Origin of the sequence: Brevundimonas sp. (assembly GCF_044239655.1) — a bacterium.
Taxonomy (GTDB): Bacteria; Pseudomonadota; Alphaproteobacteria; order Caulobacterales; family Caulobacteraceae; genus Brevundimonas.
On record NZ_JBIIAY010000029.1, the window covers coordinates 1 to 18,472 of the forward strand.

An 18,472-nucleotide genomic window follows, 5' to 3' on the forward strand; every position below is an offset into this window, starting at 1 on the left:
GGCGAAGGGCGGCTTGTCGCGGCTGGCCGTCGGGGCGCGGGCCGAGATCACGCGCCGGGGCACGACGGCTCTGCCCGCCGAGGTCGTGGGGTTCCGGGATTCCAAGGCCCTGCTGATGCCGTTCGGGCCGGTCGAAGGGGTGGCACCAGGTGCCGACATCAAGATCATCGGCCAGCAGGCCAGCGTGCGGCCGACCAAGGCCTGGCTGGGCCGGATCATCGACGCCTTTGGACAGCCGATCGACGGCAAGGGGCCGCTGCCAACGGGGCCTGCGCCCTATCCCTTGCGCGCCTCGCCGCCGCCGGCCCATTCGCGCGGGCGGGTGGGCGAGCGGCTGGACCTGGGCGTCCGGTCCATGGACGTCTTCACGACCACATGCCGGGGCCAGAGGCTGGGCATCTTCGCAGGCTCCGGCGTGGGCAAGTCCGTGCTGCTGTCCATGCTGGCCAAACAGGCGACCTGCGACGTCGTCGTGGTCGGCCTGATCGGCGAACGGGGCCGGGAGGTGCGCGAGTTCATTGAGGAGACCCTGGGCGAGGAAGGCCTGCGCCGCGCCGTGGTGGTGGTGGCGACGTCGGACGAGCCGGCGCTGAAGCGGCGTCAGTCGGCCTATATGACGCTCGCCATCGCCGAATATTTCCGGGACCAGGACCTGGAGGTGCTGTGCCTGATGGATAGCGTCACCCGCTTTGCGATGGCCCAGCGCGAGATCGGCCTTGCCGCAGGCGAGCCTCCAACCACCAAAGGATACACCCCCACCGTCTTCACCGAACTGCCCAAACTGCTGGAGCGCGCCGGGCCGGGGCCGATCCGGCCGGACGGGACCACGGCGGGACCGATCACCGCCCTGTTCACTGTGCTGGTGGACGGCGGCGACCATGACGAGCCGATCGCCGACGCCGTGCGCGGCATCCTGGACGGGCACATCGTCATGGATCGCAAGATCGCGGAACGGGGACGGTTTCCGGCCATCGACGTGCTGAGATCCGTCAGCCGGACCATGCCCGAGAACCAGACGCCGCCGGAGCGCGAGCTGAACCGCAGAGCCCGGCAATGCCTGTCGGCCTATGCCTCGATGGAGGAGCTGATCAAGATCGGCGCCTACCGGACCGGCGCCGATCCGATCACCGACCGGGCCATCGCCCTGAACCCCGCGCTGGAGGCCTTCCTGGGTCAGGACAAGGAGGACGTCACCCGTCTTTCCGATTCCTTTACCCGCCTGGAGGCAATCCTGAACCAGGGCATGGTTCAGTGATCCCTACCCGTACCTGCTGGAGTAAGTCTGCATGACCGCCTGGGCCCATTCGCTGATCCGGATCTCGAACTACGAGGTCGAGACGCTGCAGAAACGCCTGGCCGAGATTTCCAGCCGCAAGGCTTCGGCCGAGATGCGGCTGGCCGTGCTGGACGCCGAGGTCGAGATCGAACGCGAGCGCGCCCGCGCCGACGCCCAGGCGGGAATGATGCTGCAGGCCTATCTGGCCGGCTGGAAGGCGCGCAAGGGCGCGGCCGAGGCCGATCTGGATACGCTGGACGCCGAGGAAGAAGGTGCCCGTGACGCCCTGACCGGTGCCTTCGGCGAGCTCAAGAAATTCGAACACGTCGCCGAACTGACCCGCCTCAACGCCATCGTCGCCGCCAACAAGCGCGAGACGGCGGCGTTCGACGAGATGGGGTTGCGCCGCCGCGCCGGCTGATGCTCGACCGCCGCGCCCTTCTCGCCGCCCCCTTGGCCCTGGCCGCGTGCGAGCGGTTCGCGGAGGCACAGACGCCGGCGCGCGACGTTCCCGGTCTGAAGACCCTGGTGCCTTTCCCGATCGGAACCTGCATCCGGTCCGATCGGCCCGACGATCCCCAGTGGGTCAGCCTGGCCACCAAACATGTCTCCCAGCTCACGCCCGAGTGGGAGATGAAGATGGAGTACATCCTGGCCAACGGCCTGGACCGGCCCCAGTTCGACAGGCCCGATGCCTTCGTCGCCTTCGCAGCCCGGCATGCGATGCGGCTCCATGGTCATGCCCTGATCTGGTACTCTCAAGGCGAGGAGGCGTTTGCCCATCTGGACCGCGCCCGGTTCGCCGCTGCCTTCGACGCCTATATCGCCACGGTCGCCGGGCGCTATCGCGGCAAGGTCGTCAGCTGGGACGTGGTCAATGAGCCGGTCACCGACGCGGGCGATTCCTTACGCGACTGTCACTGGAGCCGGGCCCTGGGTCAGGATGGATACATCATCCGGGCCTTCGAACAGGCACGGGCGGCGGATCCCGACGCGGTGCTGTTCCTCAACGACTACAATCTGGAGAACACCCCGAGGAAGGGCGCGACCTTCCTGAAGCTGGTCGAGCGGCTGATGAAGGCGGGGGCGCCGATCGGGGGGATCGGGTCGCAGTCGCACCTGGATATCGAGATCCCGGCGGGACAGATCCGGACCTTCATGCGCGACGCGGCATCGCTGGGCCTGCCGATCCATATCTCCGAGCTCGACGCCTCCCTGCGCAGCGACCGGCGGGTGGACCTGCGCTCGCGGGACCAGCGGCTGGCCGAGCAGACCGGCCGGGTCGGCGAACTGGCCGAGGCCTTCATGGCCCTGCCTGCCAGACAGAGGTTCGCCTTTACCGTCTGGGGCCTGCGCGACACCGACAGCTGGCTAAGGCAGGGCGAACGCGACGACGGCCAGGACCAGCCCCTGCCCTTCGACGCCGCGGGTCGGCCCAATCCGATGTTCGACGCGATGGCAGGCGTTTTCACCGCGCGGACCTGATCTACTCAGTATTGAGCCGCAATCTCACATGTAGAACGGTACGGTACCGCTCAGTGACAGCAGATTTGGTCCGCGTGCCGACCGAATAGTGTCGGCGAATGTCCACCACCGTGCATCCGAAAGCAGACACGTCCGTTAAGGCTCCGCTTGGCCTAGTGGAGTGACGCCTCGAATCATGCCGACCCGTAACAGCCTTCTTGCGAGCCTGACGCCTTCGTCTCGGGCAGCCTTGTCGCAATGGATGACGCCGGTTCACGTGGCGGCGGGGGACATCCTGATCGACCAGGGTGCGCCCATCACCGAACTGCATTTCCCCCTGTCCGGCACCCTGTCCAACCTGGTCCTGTTCTCGGACGGTCGAGCGGCCGAGACGGCCTGCATCGGCTGCGAAGGTGTTTCCGGTCTGGCGGCCTTCCTGGCCGACGCGCCGTGTACCTGGCAGGTGTCGGTGCAGATTCCAGGTCAGATCATTCGCGTGCCGGTCGCGCCGCTGAGGGCCCTGGCCGAGGCGGACGATGCGTTGATGAAGCGACTGATCCTGCTGTCGCACGACTACCAGGCCCAGGCGGCCCAGACGGCGGCCTGCAACATCCTGCATTCGGCGACCCAGAGGTTGTCGCGGTGGCTGCTGCTGGCCATCGACCGGGCGGGATCCGACGAGGTGCCGGTGACCCAGGCCGACCTCGGTGTCGCCCTGGGCGTGCGCCGCTCGACCGTCAGCGACGTCCTGCACGAGATCAAGGCCTCGGGTGCCGTCCGGCTGGGGCGGCGGCGGGTGCATGTGCTGCAACGCGCCCGGCTCGAGCACCTCGTCTGCGAATGCTACGGCCGCGACAAGGATCGGTCGCGGGACCTGGGGCTCGTCGGCTGAGCGCTGCGGCCATTGACCGGCAGGCGGCGGCATGGTCCCTGATACCGGGGACGCATGTGTATTTTCGGGGTGCGATCGGAATGAAGACGATGCTTGCCGTAGGGGCGCTGGCCCTGCTGGGAGCCTGCGCGACCATGCCGTCGGCCCGGTCGATGCAGGACGGGGCCTGGGTGTTGGCAGAATGGGAAGACGGCCAGTTCTATCCCGGCGTGCTGACAGGCCGATCGGGCGGCGTCTATCAGGTGACTTTCGACGACGGGACCGAGGCGACCCTGCGCAATCGCCAGATCAGGCCCTATGACTGGCAGATCGGGACAGTGATCTCGTGCCAGCTGACGGAAGGGGTGATGACCACCGTCACCATCTCGACCATGGGTCCGTCTACCACCGACCTCGGTGTCGTCGATGACGCGGGCGTCCGCACGGCGACCAACACCGGCCGCTGTCGGGCCCTTTGATGCCAGAACGAAAGACGCCCGCCGGAGCGATCCGGCGGGCGTTCATGTGACTGGTTTGTCGTTGCTATCAGGCGGCGGCGCTGACGGGGGCGACGGCGGTGTTTTCCGACGGGTCGCGCAGGACGTAGCCCCGGCCCCAGACGGTTTCGATATAGTGTTTGCCGCCGGCGGCGGTCGCCAGCTTCTTGCGCAGCTTGCAGATGAAGACGTCGATGATCTTCAGCTCGGGCTCGTCCATGCCGCCGTACAGGTGGTTCAGGAACATTTCCTTGGTCAGGGTGGTGCCCTTGCGGAGCGAGAGCAGCTCCAGCATCTGGTATTCCTTGCCCGTCAGGTGGACGCGGTGACCGTGGACCTCGACCGTCTTGCCGTCCAGGTTCACGGCGATCTCGCCGGTGTGGATGATGGCCTGGGCGTGACCCTTGGAGCGACGGACCACGGCGTGGGTGCGCGCGATCAGCTCGTCCTTGTGGAAGGGCTTGGTCATGTAGTCGTCGGCACCGCCGCCGAAGGTCTTGACCTTGGTCTCGATCTCGGTCGAACCCGACAGGATCATGATGGGGGTATTGATCTTGCCGACACGCAGCTGGCGCAGGACTTCCAGGCCGCTCATGTCGGGCAGGTTCAGGTCGAGCATGATCATGTCGTAGTCATAGATCTTGCCCAGATCGATGCCTTCCTCGCCCAGGTCGGTCGTGTAGACGTTGAAGCCTTCCGACTTCAGCATCAGCTCGATGCTTTGCGCGGTCGCGTGATCGTCTTCGATAAGCAGAACGCGCATTCAAGCCCCTCCAGGCAAAGCTAGACCATATGACCCGGTCGTCAGTCCCGGGTAACCTTGTTCGAGAGTTAACCGGCGAAAACCTTAAGAACGGTTAACGCCACCCCATTGAGGCGAATCGTAGGCTGATTTGCGAATCGGCGTCGAGCGCCGTGAGTCAACGATTCGAATTTTCTTCGCATGGCGCTGAAATCCAGGCGAACTTTCCAACTCCCCGGCATCCAACCCCTTGCCCGCCAAGGCGATGCGACCGCTTCTGACGTATGGTAGGATGATTTTCCTAACGCACGTCGACAAGCCATTTATGGTCGGCCGTCGGTTCAGCAGGAGGGACAATCATGGAAGACACGTACCGGGTTCCGGTCAAGGAAGGGGATCGAATCCGCGCCGGGCTGGCGATGCAGCTGGTCGCGGTGCCCACCGGGATCGCGCCCGAGGCCATGGTCGCCGGCGTCCGGCAGGGACCGCGCCAGGTCCAGGCGCGGCGGCTGGCCATGTATCTGGCCCATGTTGGTCTGGGCTGGACGGTGGAGCGGGTCGGGCACGCGTTCGGCTTCAACCGGGCGACGGTCAGCGCCGGCTGTCGCTGGGTCGAGGACGCCCGCGACGATCCGGCGGTCGATGGCCTGATGGAGCGGCTGGAGCTGGCCGTGCGACAGGTCTGCGAAACGCCCCATCTGGAGATGACCCGCCTCGACACCGTGGCGGTGGCGCGATGAGGACGCTGACGGATCGGGTGCGCACCCATCTGCGCCGACCGGGGGCCTGGATCGAGGGACGGTCGGCACCCTATGCGCTGCGTCTGGGTGCGGACCGGCGGGCGCGGGTGGTCATGACCCTGGATGAGACGGTGTTCAGCGCCCTGGTCGCCGATCCGGGCCTGAGGGCGCGGCCCGGCGGCGGCTGGATTGCGCGACCGCCCGCGAGCCTCGACGGACCGGAGCCCGGTCGGCCCGGGGTGATCGAGGGCGAGGTCGCGGTCATAGAGGCGGACGGGCGGTTGACGACGCGGCGCGCCAATCTGGGCGAGAGCCCGATCGCCTGGCTGGCCCGTCGGCGCGATCCCTCGGGGCGGCCCTGGCTGACGCCGGCCGAGATCGTGGCGGGCGAGCGTTTGCGGCGCGATGCGGAGGCGGCGACCTCGGGCCCGTCGGTGACGATGCGCTGGGACGCCCTGCCCCGCGCGGGCGGTGGGTCGGCGGCGCGGATCGAGCCCGGCGACCGGGCCATCTCGGCCGGAGCCCGGGTCGAGGCGGCGCTGCGTGCGGTCGGGCCGAGGCTGAGGCCGATGGTGGTGCGGATCTGCCTGGAGAGTTCCAGCCTGCAACTGGCCGAACAGGAGCTGGGCCTGCGCAGGCGTCAGGGCAAGACGGTACTCAAACAGGGTCTTCAGGCCCTGGCCGAACACTACGGCATCGGGTGATCCGGCCCGGCCTTCAGGGACGATGGCACCTCAGCACATAGGCGGAGGCGGGGTCGTTGAAGAAGTCGATATGGGAGTAACGACCCGTATGGCCGAACACGCCGCTTCTGACCTGAAGCCGCGCGGCCAGGGGGCCACCGGAGGGCGTCAGGCGGGTTCCCGCCACCCGCATGCCGCCCGACCCGTTCATCGAATCCTGCGGCTTGAGCGCCCAGAGCGAGTTGCTCACGGCCTGAAAACGATAGTTGGCACCGGTGATGGTCAGAAGACCGATCGGGATATTGCCCTGGGCACTGCATCGCCAGAGCCCGGCCGGGGTCTCCTGGGCCGATGCCTGACCGGCCATCGCCGCGATGACCAGACCACAGGCGAGGCCTGCCGATTGAATGAGTCTGCGCATGATCGTTCTCGCTAACCGCTGATCGGTGAGGCCATCACGGATGGACCTCCGGCGCGGCGCAACCCCGACGCGACGAAGAGGGCCCGGCGCGCGACGAACGGGGCGTCTCGGGGCCGGCCGACGGCCACGGGATCGGCCGACGAGGCAACCCCAACAGCGCCGACCCGTTCAGAGGGCCCCGCAAACCACCGGAGACCTCCCATGAAACTTCCCAAAGGTGCCCTCGTCGCCGTCGTCGACGGCGAAAAGCTGGCCCTGTTCGAGAACACCGGTCAGCAGGAGGTGCAGCTGAGCGCCAGACCCACGCCGACCATCGCCGATCGCGCGTCCGGTGCCGCCGGTCGTATCTCCAGCGAGGCCAACCCCGACAACGATACCCAGGCCGAGGACGGCTTTGCGATGGGCGTCGCCGAGGTGCTCAACAAATGGGTGCTGACCAACAAGGTCGATCACCTGCTGGTCATCGCCGCGCCCAAGACCCTGGGGCAGTTGCGCAAGGGCTGGCACAAGGAGACGCAAGCCAAGCTGGTCGGCGAGATCGCCAAGGACCTGACCGGCCACTCCACCGACCAGATCGCCGCCGCGATTGAAAAGGCCTAATGCCGACGAGGGGATCGCCAGGCGGTCCCCTCAGATGGCCGCCATCGCCGCCTGGCGGATTCGGCCGACCATGGCGTTGAGGCCGTTGGCCCTCTGTCGCGTCAGGGCCTGGGGCAGGCCTAGTCTGTCCAGGGCCGCCTTGGCGTCGAAGGCGAGGATTTCGGAAGCCGGGCGACCGGAATAGAGGGACAGCAGAAGGGCCACATTGCCCTTGGAGATCGCGCTGTCGCTATCCGCGCGAAACGTCAGACGGTCACCGTCACGGTCGTCAGCCAGCCAGACCTGGGCGGCACAGCCGGGCACCTTGTTGGCCTCGATGCGGTCGGCGTCGGGCAAGGGGGCCAGCCCCTTCCCAAGGTCGATGACGTATTCGATGCGCTGTTCCCAGTCCTCGAGCAGGTCGAAATCCGCGATCAGCTCGGCCAGGGTGTCGTCGATCGTCGATGCAGGTTCGGTCACAGCCGCCAGATAGGCCGCGCCGACGTTAACGACAACTGCGGCGAAGGCCCCCAGACCACTGCGGCTTCTCCCCGTCGCCGGTTCGCCTGATGCGGGAGCCGCCTCGCGCCGACTCGTGTGGAGGGCTAGGCTCGGCGGCTGCGCCTCCCGCACCTTCCGCCTGGATATCCATTGACGCCCGCCGCCCCACCTTCAGCCCCCAAGGAGACCGACCGCGTGCGTCCGGTCGTGGCGTGGCATATGGGCTGGGCCATCGCCATGGCGGTGCTGGCCACGGCGGTCGTGATGCTGCGGCCCGCACTGGACGCCGGGGTCGTGATCGCGGCCCTGATCGCCGTCCTGCCGGGCGTCGGGGGCCTGTGGTTGATGGCGCGCGACGGCTGGGCCGAGCGAGCCCTGGTGCTGGGCGGATGGAGTCTGGCGGCCGTTGCGGTCGCGGCCCTGTCGGGCGGGATGACGGGCTCCCTGGCCGGGCTGGCGATCATGCCGTTCGCCGCCGGGATCATGCTGGGCGAGTTGCGGCTGGCCCAGGCCGGGGCGGTGGGAACGGCGCTGGCGGTTCTGGTCGGACTAGTCTCGGTCTGGCTGGGTGGGCCGGCCCAGGCGGACTGGGTTCTGGCGGCGGCGGTGGCCCTGTTGTCAGCCCTGGCCCTCGCGACGGCGATCACCCTGACCTGGGGGCCGCGTGACCGGGCGCTGGGCGTCGTCAGCGAGGGGCTGAACCGCGTCGAGACCCTGCTGGCGGGCCAGCCGGGGCTGATGCTGGTCCTGAGCCCCTCGGGCGGGGTGCTGGCCGCCTATGGCACCGCGCCGCCTGCGGTCGATGTGGAGGCCCTGTTCGACCAGGGGCTGATCGCCGCCGTCCATGCGCCGGACAGGGGCGAACTGCTCGCCGCCCTCGCCCGCGCCGAAGCCGGGCAGGAGGCGCAGGCGTCGTTCGCCCCGCGTCAGGCGCTGGACAGGCGCGTGACCCTGGTGCTGCGCCGCTTGGACGGGGATGGCGAGACGGTGCGCCTGGTCGGTCAGGCCTTCGACGGCACGCCCCAGTTCGCCCGCGAGTCCGGGCTGGAAACCGCCCGCGCCGAGGCCGAGGCCCAGAACGCCGGCAAGAGCCGCTTCCTGGCCAATATGAGCCATGAGTTGCGCACCCCGCTGAACGCCGTGATCGGCTTCTCCGACATCATGCGCCAGCGCATCTTCGGCCCCCTGCCCGACCGTTACGCGGGCTATGCCGACAGCATTCATGAGGCGGGCGGGCACCTGCTGGACCTGATCAACGACGTGCTGGACGTGTCCAAGATCGAGGCCGAGCGCTATGAGCTGGCGATCGAGCGGTTCGATGCGCGCGAGACCGTCTCGGCCGCCATCGCCCTGATCCGCGTCGCCGCGACCGACAAGGGGGTGGACCTGCGCAGCGTCCTGCCGACCGAGGCCCTGACCGTCGATGCCGACAAGCGGGCGCTGAAGCAGATCGCGCTGAACCTGCTGTCCAATGCCATCAAGTTCACTCCGGCCGAGGGGTCGGTGACCGTGACGCTGGAGGCCATCGGCCCCTATCTGGAGCTGGTGGTGTCCGACACCGGCGTCGGCATCGCGCCCGAAGACCTGCGCCGCCTCGGCCGTCCGTTCGAGCAGGCAGGCGCGGCCGAACAGAAGGCGCAAGGCACCGGCCTGGGCTTGTCGCTGGTCCGGTCGCTGGCCGAGCTGCACGGCGGCCGGATGAACATCGACTCCACCCTGGGCGAGGGCGCGGCGGTGACGGTGCGCCTGCCGGTCGTCACCCTGGCCAAGCCGGCGGTGCCCGAGGGTGGGGCCGAGATCATCGAACTGAGGCCGGCGGGGAACTAACCTTCAGCCTCGGTCATCTTTGTCCTGGGCGCACCATGGAATGTCAACGAGAAGTGGAAAGCCGTCGCAGACCCCTCTAATCCCGACCCAACTCGGATCTGAGGGCCGATATGTCATTACAAAATCCGAACTTGGGCTTGTTCACGCCCCTTCGTCTCTGGCTCTTTGCAGCCGGGATGGTGGTCTTCTTCGGTCTGCTCTGGCTGAAGCAGGGTTACGTGGCCTCGACCCCGGCCATCGCGACAGCGCGGGCCCTGCAAAGCGAGGTCGGCGCCGATGCGGGCGAGATCCAGATCGCAGGACGTTACGTGGTCGAGGGCACGGAGGGGTTCCACAACTCGCTCGAACTGGTCTGTGGGTCCTTGGGTCCAGAGCGGACCGGCTTCGCCACCCTGGTCCGACGCCATGGCCGCGGCCTTACGAACGCGACCTACACCGTCGAGACGCTGGTCCTGGAGCCCGCACCCAACCGGATGCCGCTCGCGCAAGAAGCGGAGTTGCTGGGGACATGCGCCAGACTGAAAGGATAGGGGCCTACAGCGACCCCATGTCCACGAACGCCCGGCCGGCGGCGAAGTCGCCGGCCTCGAAGGTGGCGCGGGCGATGCTGTCGTCGCGGAACAGGAACTCCACGGCGAAGACCTCGCGCGGGTCCAGCGCCGCGATCAGGTCGGCGGCGGCGTCCGGGAACCGCCAGGCCTGGCCGTCCTTGCGGGTCGGCTCCAGCAGGCCAGGCGCGGCCTCGCTGCTGCCGGCCGAGAAGACCGCAAGCCGCAGGCTTTCGGGCGGCAGGTCACCGGCGCGGCCGGGCAGCCAGGGCCGCGACGACCGGTCGGCGTCGCGCAGCACGATCCGCGCCGCATAGGGGCGGCTGTGGCCCACAAAGCTGACCACGGCGGCCAGGGTCTCGCCCTGGCCCGCATCGCCGACCAGGCCGAAGGTCACGGGCGCCTGGCCGGTCGTCACCGACTGCTTCAGCCGCCAGCCCGCCTGGACCAGGCCATAGCGGTCGGCCGCCCAGTCGGCCTTCGCCCCCGGAAAGGTCATGCGCGGCGTCTGGGCCCAGCCGGCGAAGGCCGTGGCTACCCGGCCGCGCACCCGGACCAGGTCGGGGTTGTCGCAGGCCGTGGCATTGGCCTTGGCCGAGGCCCGTCCGGCGGTGGCGGCCAGATCGTCGGCGGTCGCGCCGTGGCGCACCGCCGCGCCCCGCGCCTGAAGCGTCGCCGAGGTCAGGGCCCTGGCCACCATGGGCTGAAACAGGCGACATTTCTGGTCCGCCGCCAGCATGAAGGCGCGGTCGTAATAGGGGCCGGTGGGGGCCGCCGTCGGCGCCGTCGCCTGGGCCATCGCCCCGGACGCCTGGGCGGCCAGCAGGGCGGCGACCACGCCGGCGCGGACAAGACGCGGGGTGGCAAGACGGGGTTTGGGGCCTATCCTCATGCCCCGACCCTAGCGGCATACGGTTCCGGTCCCGTTTCCGAGCAGGGTTAGCGAAAGGCTTCCGACCTCATGCTTCTGAACTCCGACCTGTGGGTCAGCGCCCTCATCCGCCGCGCCGAGATCGCGGGCGCCAACGCCACCGTCGTGCGCCGCGGCGACACCCGCGCCGGCACCGTCATCGTCAAGGCCTGGGACACCTCCACCCGCCGGGCCCGGCTGTATTCCGAGGCGTTCGGTCCCGACGGCGAACGGCTGTGGATCCAGCCGGTCGAGAGCGAGTTCGAGAGCGAGCTGGACGCCTATGTGCAGCGCCAGGTGGGTTACGACCCGGACCTGTGGGTCGTCGAGGTCGAAGACCGGCAGGGGCGGCATTTCATCACCGAGGATGTGGCGGGGGATTGATGTGGGGCGGGCCCGTCGCCTGGCCGACTGAAAGCCGTCAGGGGCCGGATCGTCCTCGTCGGCTGAGGCGTTCGGCGCGGCGACGGGCGGCGCGGGAACCCTCCGGGGGGGCATCCTCGTGGCCCGTCGGCGCACCGTGAAAAGCAGGGTGTGGATCGTGCGGATCGTGCGCTTCGGCCATGCGGCTCAGCAGGTCGGAAACACGGTCGGTCTCCAGTATGGCACGGGCCTGGGTGCCGATGGCGCAGGCGTTGTCGGTGATGCGGCGAAGGCTCGACTGAGCCTGGGCGCTCTCGTCGTGCAGGGCCCGTTCCTCCTCCCGCGCGCGCTCGCGGGCCTCTCGCGCCTCCATCCGCGCGCGGCGGGCGATCAGATCGTCGAGCCGGGCCCAGCGCAGGGCCTCGTCTACCCGGCCACGCCGCACCGCCAGTGCCATCTTGTCGGCCGCCACCCGGCGCAGGGCATCGGGATCGGCGAAGTCGTCCTCGGGATCGTCGGGGTCCCAGACAGGGCTCGTGTGGTCGGGGCGTGCGGTGTCGAGCGGTTCGGGCTCCGGATCGTCCAAATCGCTGCGCCGCCAGCCCTGCTCGCGCGCCCGCGTCCGAAACGCCGTCAGCCCCAGATCGAACCGCCGACACACCGCTTCGGCCGCCGCGCCCGCCAGATAGGCGTCACGGGCCAGAGCCCAGGTTTCAGGGGATCGGATGCGATAGCCGTCGGTCATGCAGGGGATTGAGGCACGGCGGTACGTCAGAAACGGACGTGGGTTAGGCCACGGTCTCGACGCTGTGTTCGGCGCAATCCAACCCGATCAACCGCTATGGAAATCCGAGCCTGCATACCTTGGGTCAGCCAGATTCTGGCATCATGCGCATCCCAAAGCCTGGGACTGGAAAATTGTCGAACAACCGCAGGTTTCGGTTGCGCCCGAATAAAAAACCACTGACTTTGTGTTGTAGAATAGGAGTCTAGCCAATGCCGACGATCTCTGGAACTGCTGGCAATGATGTTCTGGTGGGCACTCCCGCCCAGGATTTGATCAGCGGCCTAGCCGGCGACGACACGATAGACGGAGCTGCAGGCGACGACCAGCTGAACGGAGGCGCGGGCTCTGACATCCTGCGTGGTGGCGACGGCGACGACTCTTTGTCAGATTATGACACGACAGGAGCTTGGTCTCGCTCGGTGGACTTCATGTTCGGCGGCCGCGGCCGAGACACCTATTCGGTCAATAATGTCGCGGCCGAGACACCTATTCGGTCGATAATGTCCTGGACGAGATAACGGAGGAAGGTTCGGACCTCGATTCTATTAACCTGCATTTGTCCGGCGGGATCTACGTGATGCCGGCCTTGGTAGAAAATCTGTTCATTGTCGACACCGACGCCGATTCTGGTGCTGAAGACGTGACAGGGAATTCCATCGCCAATTCGATTTACGGGAATAGCTTTGCGAACGTCGTGAGCGGCCTGGATGGGAGCGATTTTCTCTACGGACGCGCAGGAGACGATGTCCTCCTCGGGGGAGCGGGATCGGATTATCTGGTCGGTGATCAAGGTGCCGATCGGTTAGACGGCGGCGACGGGGATGACTATCTGGAAGGCGACAACACCTATTCTTTGGGCGGTGCCGACGTTCTGATTGGGGGGGGCGGAAATGATCGCCTAGACGGAGGCGCATTCGCCGACCTGCTGACAGGAGGTGCCGGTCGCGACCTTTTCTACTACCAGTTTGCTAGCAGTTCGGCAGGATCAGAAGTCGATACGATCACAGACTTTGAGACTGGCATAGATGTGCTGAGTCTGATGATGATCAGAAGCAATCTGGTCATTACGCGCACGTCTACGGGCACGCTTATTGGAGGAGTCAGCGAGGGGGCGAACTTTCTGATTAGATCGTTGCTGGATGTGAATGGGATCGACATTAGCGCACCGACAGCCGTTACCATGGTCGGTTCTACCCTTGATGACATCCTGACCGGCGGCATTTTCGGCGACATACTCGTCGGTGAGGCAGGTGCCGACACCCTGACCGGCGGTGCGGGTGCCGACACCCTGACCGGCGGTACCGGGGCGGATGTGTTTCGCTATCTGGCGACGTCGGACTCGACCGCAGCGGCGTCGGACACGATCATGGACTTCCAGAGTGGTACGGATCGGATCAATCTGACGGCACTGAACGCGACGTCGATCAGTGTGGGACGTCTGGCGGGTGGCGGCAGCCTGATCTTTGCCGAGACGCCCAGCGGCGGGTTTCGGGTCTACACGCCGGGAGCCGCCGTCAATGCCACGGACTTCCTCTATTCGGGCGCCTTCGGGGTCTATGTGTTCGGGTCGTCGGACGCGGACACCATCGTCGGCTCGGTGCGGGCCGACCCCCTGGTGGGGCTTGGCGGCGACGATATCATTACGGGCGGCGGCGGGGCGGACGCGATCTCGGGCGGGGCGGGGGCCGACACCTTCGTCTATACGACCGCCTCGGATTCCAGTCAGGCGGCGGGGTACGACAACCTGTACGACTTCGAGACCGGGACCGACAAGATCGACCTGAGGCTGCTGAATACCACCTCGATCAGCATCCTGCGCTCCGAAAACGGGTCCAGCTTCGTCTTCGCCCAGTCGGCGTCAGGCGACTTCCTGACCACCGCCGATCGCCGCACGGTCAACGGCACCGACTTTCTGTACGGCAACAACCACGGCGTCTATCTGGTCGGATCGGTCAATGCCGATGGACTGACCGGATCGAACTTCAACGACCCCATCTACGGCGGGGCGGGCAACGACACCATCACCGGCGGCGGCGGGGCAGACACCCTGGTCGGCGAGGGCGGGGCCGATACCTTCACCTATCGGGCGGCCTCGGACTCGGCGGTGTCGGCGGCGGACATCATCTATGACTTCGTGACCGGCGTGGACAGGATCGACCTGCGGTCGGTGCGCACAGGTGCCTCGGACGCCTTCGGCATCGCCTACAGCGGCACGGGCACCTTCCTGTTCGTCGATCTGGGCGGGAACGGGGTCAACGACATGCTGATCCTGCTGGCCAATACCCGGTTGGTGGCATCCGACATCCTGTGGAACACGGGCGCGATCGGTGAGGAGCCGGGGGTCAAGGCGACGGGGCCGGAGGTGCTGCCGGTCGAGGACGGGGACGCGCTGTTCGACGGCCTGCTCGACCTGTCGCCTATGACGGGGCGGTGGATGCTCGACCTGGAAGGCGCACGCGGCTTCCACGGCCAGGACTGGTATCTGTAGCGACTCGCTGACGACGACGCGAACGCGAGGTCAACGCCGCCGGGCGTTCCCGGCCGGGCAGGAAATCCTTAACTGCGTTCGTGAACGGGACTGCAAGCGAGGGGGGCTTAAGGGTGCAGGTGTCGGCGAGAAACGTCGGCGGTCTGGCGAGTATGCCCTTATGCTGTTCCTGCTCAACGACGTCGTGTTCGATCTGGACGAGGCCACCCCGGTCACGCCTGCGGACGCGCGCCGGTTCGAGCGGCTGGGCTTCGACTATGTGCTGGAGCTGGGGTGCGAGCTGTTCGCCGAGGATCCGATGATGCACCGGACCGATCCGGGGCGGGCACGGCGTCTGGCCTGGCTGATCGCCGACCGGTCGCCCGAAGTCAACGCCGCCCTGTTCGCGGCGCCCGAGGCGAACTGTAACCCCGACCTGGTGGAGCCGCGCTTCTGTGCCCTGCCCGACACCGTGATCCGCCAGCTGGGCCGGCATGACCGCAAGGGCAGGCTGGACGCCGTCGCCGCCGACCGGGCGGTGTGGAACCGCATGGCGGCCTGATCCGGCCGTTCACCCCACGGTCGCGCTTGACGCCGACGGGGCCCTGGCCAAAGTAGCCTCTCTTAGGGTTGTGGGGCCGGGGATAACCGAGATGTCGAAGATGATGGGGCGGATGCGTCCGCTGCTGGCCCTGGCCGCAGCCTGTGTCGCTGTCGCGGCGGGCCCGGCGCGGGCCGAATGGCTGAAGGCCGAGAGCGAGCATTTCGTCATCTATGGCGACACCAGCCGTGGCGAGATCACGCGATACGCCCAGAAGCTGGAGCGGTTCGACGCCCTGTTGCGCGCCTATTTTCCGATCCCGACCGAATACGAGACGCCCAGGCTGGACATCCTGCTGGCCAACGGTGCCACGGACATGAACAGTATCGCGCCCGGCATCAGCGGCGGTGTCGCGGGATTCTATGCACCGGATTCGGGCCGCATCTTCGCCGTGGTCAACACGCGCAGCGAGATGGGCGATGTGGTGATCTTCCACGAATACGCCCACCATTTCATGTTCCAGATGACGGCGACGGCCTATCCGTCGTGGTTCGTGGAAGGCTTCGCCGAATACTATGGCATGTCGGAGATCAGGCCGGACCGGGTCAAGATCGCGCGGGTCAGCCAGGGCCGGATGAACACCCTGGTCATGGGTGCCAACCGCTGGGCACCGATGGAGGACGTGCTGCGCTGGCGGGTGTCGGACACCGGCCGCTATCGCGCCTTCGACTACTATGCCCAGTCCTGGGCCCTGACCCACTATATGCTGGCGACGCCCGAGCGGACCGCAAAACTGGGGCAGTATCTGGGGCTGGTAAAGACGGGTGCAGATCCGGTCGTGGCGCTGAACACGGCCTTCGCCCTGACGCCCGAACAGTTGCAGGAGGAACTGCGGCGCTATCTGCGCGGCGCGGTGAACGAGCTGACGCCGCAGATCCAGTTGCCCGAGGCGGAGGTGACGGTGAGCGCCCTGCCCGCCTCCTACGACCGGTTGATCTGGTACGACTTCCGGCTGGATCGCGATCCGTTCAAGCCGGGCGAGCCGGCCGAGAACGCCACTCAGGAACAGCGTCAGGCCCTGGAGCGCCGCAATCGCGAAGAGGCGCAGGAACAGCGCGACCTGATCCGCGACGCCCAGGCCGATGCCGGACGCTTTGCCGGTGACCGGATGGCGACCCTGGTGAAGGCCCGGGCCCAGCGGCTGGACGGCAAGCCGGCCGATGCGCTGGATACGCTCAGCCCCCTGCTGACCGGACCGACCGAGGATGCCATCGCCCTGCGCCTGGCGGGGGAATGTCTGCTGGAAATCTCGAAGACCGAGCCCGACGCCACGGCCAAGGCGGCGATGCTGCGCCAGACGCGGACCTACCTAGCCCGCGCGATGGAGGCCAATCCGCTGGATTTCCGCACCTATCTGGCGCTCGACGACAGTCGCCAGGGCGCGGCCGGTTATCCGAACGCCAACGACCTGTCGACGCTGGAGGTGGCGGTGGCCCTGGCCCCGCAGTCCAGCGACACCCGGGTGCGGGCTGCACGGGTCTATATGGCGCAGAACCAGCCGGTCATGGCGGTGTCGATGCTGACGCCCGTGGCCAACAACCCGCACGGCGGGTCGGGCCTGGCGCCGATCCGCGCTCTGCTGGCCCGGGCGCGTGCCGCCGCCGGCATGACCCCCGCCGCCGAAGGCGACGCCCCCGCGCCCTCTGACGAGGACGAAGGCGAGGAATCCGGCGAATGAGCCGGTTCGGAAGGCACCTCCTGGCCGGGGCGGCGGCCCTGACGCTGGGTCTGACGGCCGCCCTGCCCGCCTCGGCGGAGTGGCGCAGGGCCGAGAGCGAGCGGTTCGTGGTCTATAGCGAGGGGTCCGAGAGCACCCTGCGCAGCTATATGCGGCGGCTGGAAATCTTCGACCGGGTGCTGAACGTCAAGCTGACCAACTCGATGGGCGAGGCACCGGGGCGCAAGCTGCCGATCTATCTGGTCGGGTCGCGGGCGGGGCTGGTCAGGGTGCGGCCGGACGTCGGCGACAACGTCGCCGGTTATTACATGACCAGCCGCGAGGACATCTTCGCCCTGGGCATCCGCGAGGCCGGGGACGAGACCCTGCTGCACGAATACGCCCATCATTTCATGTTCCAGAACTCGGCCTATCCCTATCCGTCCTGGTTCGTGGAGGGGTTCGCCGAATATTACATGACGGCCGAGTTCAAGTCCGACCGCGTGTTGCTCGGAAAGCCCAACGCCGCCCGGACATCGTGGCTCGCGGGGTCGGGCTGGCTGGACATGAGGGCGCTGCTGTCGACCCGGCCGGGCAAGCGGGCGCGGGGCAGCAACACCTATTATCCGCTGGCCTGGCTGCTGACCCACTGGTTCTGGGGCAATGTCGAGCGGCAGCGACAGCTGGACGCCTATCTGCGCGACGTGGGCGCGGGTGGCGATCCGGTCGAGGCCATGCAGCGCGCGACCGGCATGGACATCACCCAGCTGCGGCGCGAGCTGCGGCGCTACATGAACGGGCGGATTCCGTATCAGGCGGTGATCATGGACATCCCCGAGGTGCCTATAACGGTGACCGTCCTGCCGCCCTCGGCCGACGCGATGTTGCTGCTGGGCCAGCGGGTCAAGCTTCTGGACAAGGACGACGAGGATGCGGCGACCGTCCTGGCCGAGGTCCGGCGTCAGGCGGCGCGATTCCCCGGCGACACACTGGCCGGACTGATCCTGGCGCGGGCGGAGCTGACGGTCGGCGATGCGGCGGCCGGTGAGCAGGCGGCGAACGCCGTGCTGGAGCGCGACCCCGACAATGTCGAGGCGATGCAGCTTCTGGCGGAACACGACCTCGAAGCCGCCTACGCCAGTGACGACAACGACGAGCGCACCCGGCTGATGGTGAGGGCCCAACGCCATCTCGGTCGCGCGTTTCAGATCGACGGCGAGAACTATCTGACCTTCATGCTGCTGGCGCGGCTGAGATCAGGTCAGTCCGGCTATCCGAACGATAACGATCTGGCGACGCTGGAGTTCGCCCATGCTCTGGCTCCGCAGTTGCCGGATACGGTGCTGAACCTGGCCTCGGTCCTGATCGAGACGGGCCAGCAGGATCGGGCGGTGGGGTTGCTGGAGCCCCTGGCCAACAGCCCGCACGGCGGCGGCGGCGCCTCGGCCGCACGCGCCATGATCAACGAGGTCAAGGGCATCACGGCCGAACAGGACGACGCCAGCGAGGGCGAGGCCGAGCCCGAGGGCGACTGACGC

Annotated in this window: 21 protein-coding genes and 1 pseudogene; 17 read left to right on the forward strand and 5 right to left on the reverse strand. The window is 67.6% G+C overall.

Annotation, left to right across the window (positions count from 1 at the left end; genetic code table 11):
* The 5 genes from fliI to ACILQR_RS05775 form a co-directional block, all read left to right on the forward strand.
* A partial coding sequence (gene fliI / locus ACILQR_RS05755) for a flagellar protein export ATPase FliI (RefSeq protein WP_395650524.1) occupies positions 1-1,255 on the forward strand: 1,255 nt, incomplete at its 5' end.
* 31 nt (positions 1,256-1,286) lie between these two features.
* Positions 1,287-1,697: a flagellar FliJ family protein gene (locus ACILQR_RS05760; protein ID WP_395650525.1), complete on the forward strand. Its 411-nt coding sequence runs from the start codon at positions 1,287-1,289 to the stop codon at positions 1,695-1,697.
* A complete protein-coding gene (locus ACILQR_RS05765; protein ID WP_395650526.1) occupies positions 1,697-2,761 on the forward strand; it encodes an endo-1,4-beta-xylanase in 1,065 nt (354 codons plus the stop codon). The genes ACILQR_RS05760 and ACILQR_RS05765 overlap by 1 nt, the downstream gene beginning before the upstream one ends.
* Before the next feature lie 241 nt (positions 2,762-3,002).
* Positions 3,003-3,632 carry a Crp/Fnr family transcriptional regulator gene (locus ACILQR_RS05770; RefSeq protein WP_395650527.1) on the forward strand — a complete coding sequence of 210 codons (630 nt, stop codon included), beginning with the start codon at positions 3,003-3,005 and terminating at the stop codon, positions 3,630-3,632.
* A gap of 80 nt (positions 3,633-3,712) precedes the next feature.
* Complete coding sequence (locus tag ACILQR_RS05775; RefSeq protein WP_395650528.1) at positions 3,713-4,090, forward strand: tudor domain-containing protein; 378 nt, start codon at positions 3,713-3,715, stop codon at positions 4,088-4,090.
* Positions 4,091-4,157: 67 nt separating this feature from the next.
* Here the strand turns inward: ACILQR_RS05775 and ctrA are convergent, their stop codons facing one another.
* Positions 4,158-4,871, reverse strand: a complete 714-nt coding sequence (gene ctrA / locus ACILQR_RS05780) for a response regulator transcription factor CtrA (protein WP_395650529.1) — start codon at positions 4,869-4,871, stop codon at positions 4,158-4,160.
* 338 nt (positions 4,872-5,209) lie between these two features.
* Between ctrA and ACILQR_RS05785 the strand changes: the two genes are divergently transcribed.
* Positions 5,210-5,590 carry a chromosomal replication initiator DnaA gene (locus ACILQR_RS05785; RefSeq protein WP_395650530.1) on the forward strand — a complete coding sequence of 127 codons (381 nt, stop codon included), beginning with the start codon at positions 5,210-5,212 and terminating at the stop codon, positions 5,588-5,590.
* Entirely contained in the window at positions 5,587-6,294 is a 708-nt protein-coding gene (locus ACILQR_RS05790) for a DUF6456 domain-containing protein (RefSeq protein WP_395650531.1), read from the forward strand. The genes ACILQR_RS05785 and ACILQR_RS05790 overlap by 4 nt, the downstream gene beginning before the upstream one ends.
* 13 nt (positions 6,295-6,307) lie before the next feature.
* Here the strand turns inward: ACILQR_RS05790 and ACILQR_RS05795 are convergent, their stop codons facing one another.
* Positions 6,308-6,694, reverse strand: a complete 387-nt coding sequence (locus tag ACILQR_RS05795) for a hypothetical protein (RefSeq protein ID WP_271145048.1) — start codon at positions 6,692-6,694, stop codon at positions 6,308-6,310.
* Positions 6,695-6,895: 201 nt separating this feature from the next.
* On the opposite strand from ACILQR_RS05795, the gene ACILQR_RS05800 reads away from it, so the two are divergent.
* Positions 6,896-7,294 (forward strand): host attachment protein, encoded by a 399-nt coding sequence (locus ACILQR_RS05800; RefSeq protein ID WP_271145049.1) that lies wholly within the window; start codon positions 6,896-6,898, stop codon positions 7,292-7,294.
* Positions 7,295-7,324: 30 nt separating this feature from the next.
* On the opposite strand, the gene ACILQR_RS05805 is transcribed toward ACILQR_RS05800, so the two are convergent.
* A complete protein-coding gene (locus ACILQR_RS05805; protein ID WP_395650532.1) occupies positions 7,325-7,753 on the reverse strand; it encodes a SufE family protein in 429 nt (142 codons plus the stop codon).
* Positions 7,754-7,924: 171 nt separating this feature from the next.
* Between ACILQR_RS05805 and ACILQR_RS05810 the strand changes: the two genes are divergently transcribed.
* On the forward strand, positions 7,925-9,601 hold the full coding sequence (locus tag ACILQR_RS05810) for a sensor histidine kinase (protein ID WP_395650533.1): 1,677 nt from the start codon (positions 7,925-7,927) through the stop codon (positions 9,599-9,601).
* 137 nt (positions 9,602-9,738) lie between these two features.
* Positions 9,739-10,131: a hypothetical protein gene (locus ACILQR_RS05815; RefSeq protein WP_395650534.1), complete on the forward strand. Its 393-nt coding sequence runs from the start codon at positions 9,739-9,741 to the stop codon at positions 10,129-10,131.
* Between the two features lie 4 nt (positions 10,132-10,135).
* Here the strand turns inward: ACILQR_RS05815 and ACILQR_RS05820 are convergent, their stop codons facing one another.
* Positions 10,136-11,041 (reverse strand): hypothetical protein, encoded by a 906-nt coding sequence (locus tag ACILQR_RS05820; RefSeq protein ID WP_395650535.1) that lies wholly within the window; start codon positions 11,039-11,041, stop codon positions 10,136-10,138.
* Positions 11,042-11,110: 69 nt separating this feature from the next.
* Here ACILQR_RS05820 and ACILQR_RS05825 point away from each other — a divergent pair, with 69 nt between their 5' ends.
* Positions 11,111-11,443, forward strand: a complete 333-nt coding sequence (locus ACILQR_RS05825; RefSeq protein ID WP_395650536.1) for a DUF1491 family protein — start codon at positions 11,111-11,113, stop codon at positions 11,441-11,443.
* Between the two features lie 37 nt (positions 11,444-11,480).
* Here ACILQR_RS05825 and ACILQR_RS05830 read toward each other — a convergent pair whose 3' ends face one another.
* The gene (locus tag ACILQR_RS05830; RefSeq protein ID WP_395650537.1) at positions 11,481-12,167 is read right to left on the reverse strand and encodes a hypothetical protein; all 687 of its coding nucleotides are present in this window, start codon (positions 12,165-12,167) and stop codon (positions 11,481-11,483) included.
* 251 nt (positions 12,168-12,418) lie between these two features.
* Between ACILQR_RS05830 and ACILQR_RS05835 the strand changes: the two genes are divergently transcribed.
* The 6 genes and pseudogenes from ACILQR_RS05835 (at position 12,419) to ACILQR_RS05860 (ending at position 18,469) form a co-directional block, all read left to right on the forward strand.
* Positions 12,419-12,727: a hypothetical protein gene (locus ACILQR_RS05835; protein ID WP_395650538.1), complete on the forward strand. Its 309-nt coding sequence runs from the start codon at positions 12,419-12,421 to the stop codon at positions 12,725-12,727.
* Positions 12,728-12,786: 59 nt separating this feature from the next.
* Positions 12,787-13,254: pseudogene (locus ACILQR_RS05840) on the forward strand (calcium-binding protein); the annotation flags it as partial.
* Positions 13,255-13,389: 135 nt separating this feature from the next.
* Positions 13,390-14,697 (forward strand): M10 family metallopeptidase C-terminal domain-containing protein, encoded by a 1,308-nt coding sequence (locus ACILQR_RS05845; protein WP_395650552.1) that lies wholly within the window; start codon positions 13,390-13,392, stop codon positions 14,695-14,697.
* A gap of 160 nt (positions 14,698-14,857) precedes the next feature.
* On the forward strand, positions 14,858-15,238 hold the full coding sequence (locus ACILQR_RS05850; RefSeq protein ID WP_271145058.1) for a hypothetical protein: 381 nt from the start codon (positions 14,858-14,860) through the stop codon (positions 15,236-15,238).
* Positions 15,239-15,329: 91 nt separating this feature from the next.
* Positions 15,330-16,955 (forward strand): DUF1570 domain-containing protein, encoded by a 1,626-nt coding sequence (locus ACILQR_RS05855; RefSeq protein ID WP_395650539.1) that lies wholly within the window; start codon positions 15,330-15,332, stop codon positions 16,953-16,955.
* Positions 16,952-18,469: a hypothetical protein gene (locus ACILQR_RS05860; RefSeq protein WP_395650540.1), complete on the forward strand. Its 1,518-nt coding sequence runs from the start codon at positions 16,952-16,954 to the stop codon at positions 18,467-18,469. Before ACILQR_RS05855 ends, ACILQR_RS05860 begins: the two co-directional genes overlap by 4 nt.
* Positions 18,470-18,472: the final 3 nt, after the last annotated feature.

What these genes read in the sequence shown, in the direction of transcription:
- ACILQR_RS05760 (WP_395650525.1), top strand. Translation starts at nt 1,287, where the DNA reads ATGACCGCCTGGGCCCATTCGCTGATCCGGATCTCGAACTACGAGGTC.
- ACILQR_RS05765 (WP_395650526.1), top strand. Translation starts at nt 1,697, where the DNA reads ATGCTCGACCGCCGCGCCCTTCTCGCCGCCCCCTTGGCCCTGGCCGCG.
- ACILQR_RS05770 (WP_395650527.1), top strand. Translation starts at nt 3,003, where the DNA reads ATGACGCCGGTTCACGTGGCGGCGGGGGACATCCTGATCGACCAGGGT.
- ACILQR_RS05775 (WP_395650528.1), top strand. Translation starts at nt 3,713, where the DNA reads ATGAAGACGATGCTTGCCGTAGGGGCGCTGGCCCTGCTGGGAGCCTGC.
- ctrA (WP_395650529.1), bottom strand. Translation starts at nt 4,871, where the DNA reads ATGCGCGTTCTGCTTATCGAAGACGATCACGCGACCGCGCAAAGCATC.
- ACILQR_RS05785 (WP_395650530.1), top strand. Translation starts at nt 5,210, where the DNA reads ATGGAAGACACGTACCGGGTTCCGGTCAAGGAAGGGGATCGAATCCGC.
- ACILQR_RS05790 (WP_395650531.1), top strand. Translation starts at nt 5,587, where the DNA reads ATGAGGACGCTGACGGATCGGGTGCGCACCCATCTGCGCCGACCGGGG.
- ACILQR_RS05795 (WP_271145048.1), bottom strand. Translation starts at nt 6,694, where the DNA reads ATGCGCAGACTCATTCAATCGGCAGGCCTCGCCTGTGGTCTGGTCATC.
- ACILQR_RS05800 (WP_271145049.1), top strand. Translation starts at nt 6,896, where the DNA reads ATGAAACTTCCCAAAGGTGCCCTCGTCGCCGTCGTCGACGGCGAAAAG.
- ACILQR_RS05820 (WP_395650535.1), bottom strand. Translation starts at nt 11,041, where the DNA reads ATGAGGATAGGCCCCAAACCCCGTCTTGCCACCCCGCGTCTTGTCCGC.
- ACILQR_RS05825 (WP_395650536.1), top strand. Translation starts at nt 11,111, where the DNA reads ATGCTTCTGAACTCCGACCTGTGGGTCAGCGCCCTCATCCGCCGCGCC.
- ACILQR_RS05830 (WP_395650537.1), bottom strand. Translation starts at nt 12,167, where the DNA reads ATGACCGACGGCTATCGCATCCGATCCCCTGAAACCTGGGCTCTGGCC.
- ACILQR_RS05835 (WP_395650538.1), top strand. Translation starts at nt 12,419, where the DNA reads ATGCCGACGATCTCTGGAACTGCTGGCAATGATGTTCTGGTGGGCACT.
- ACILQR_RS05845 (WP_395650552.1), top strand. Translation starts at nt 13,390, where the DNA reads ATGGTCGGTTCTACCCTTGATGACATCCTGACCGGCGGCATTTTCGGC.
- ACILQR_RS05850 (WP_271145058.1), top strand. Translation starts at nt 14,858, where the DNA reads ATGCTGTTCCTGCTCAACGACGTCGTGTTCGATCTGGACGAGGCCACC.
- ACILQR_RS05855 (WP_395650539.1), top strand. Translation starts at nt 15,330, where the DNA reads ATGTCGAAGATGATGGGGCGGATGCGTCCGCTGCTGGCCCTGGCCGCA.
- ACILQR_RS05860 (WP_395650540.1), top strand. Translation starts at nt 16,952, where the DNA reads ATGAGCCGGTTCGGAAGGCACCTCCTGGCCGGGGCGGCGGCCCTGACG.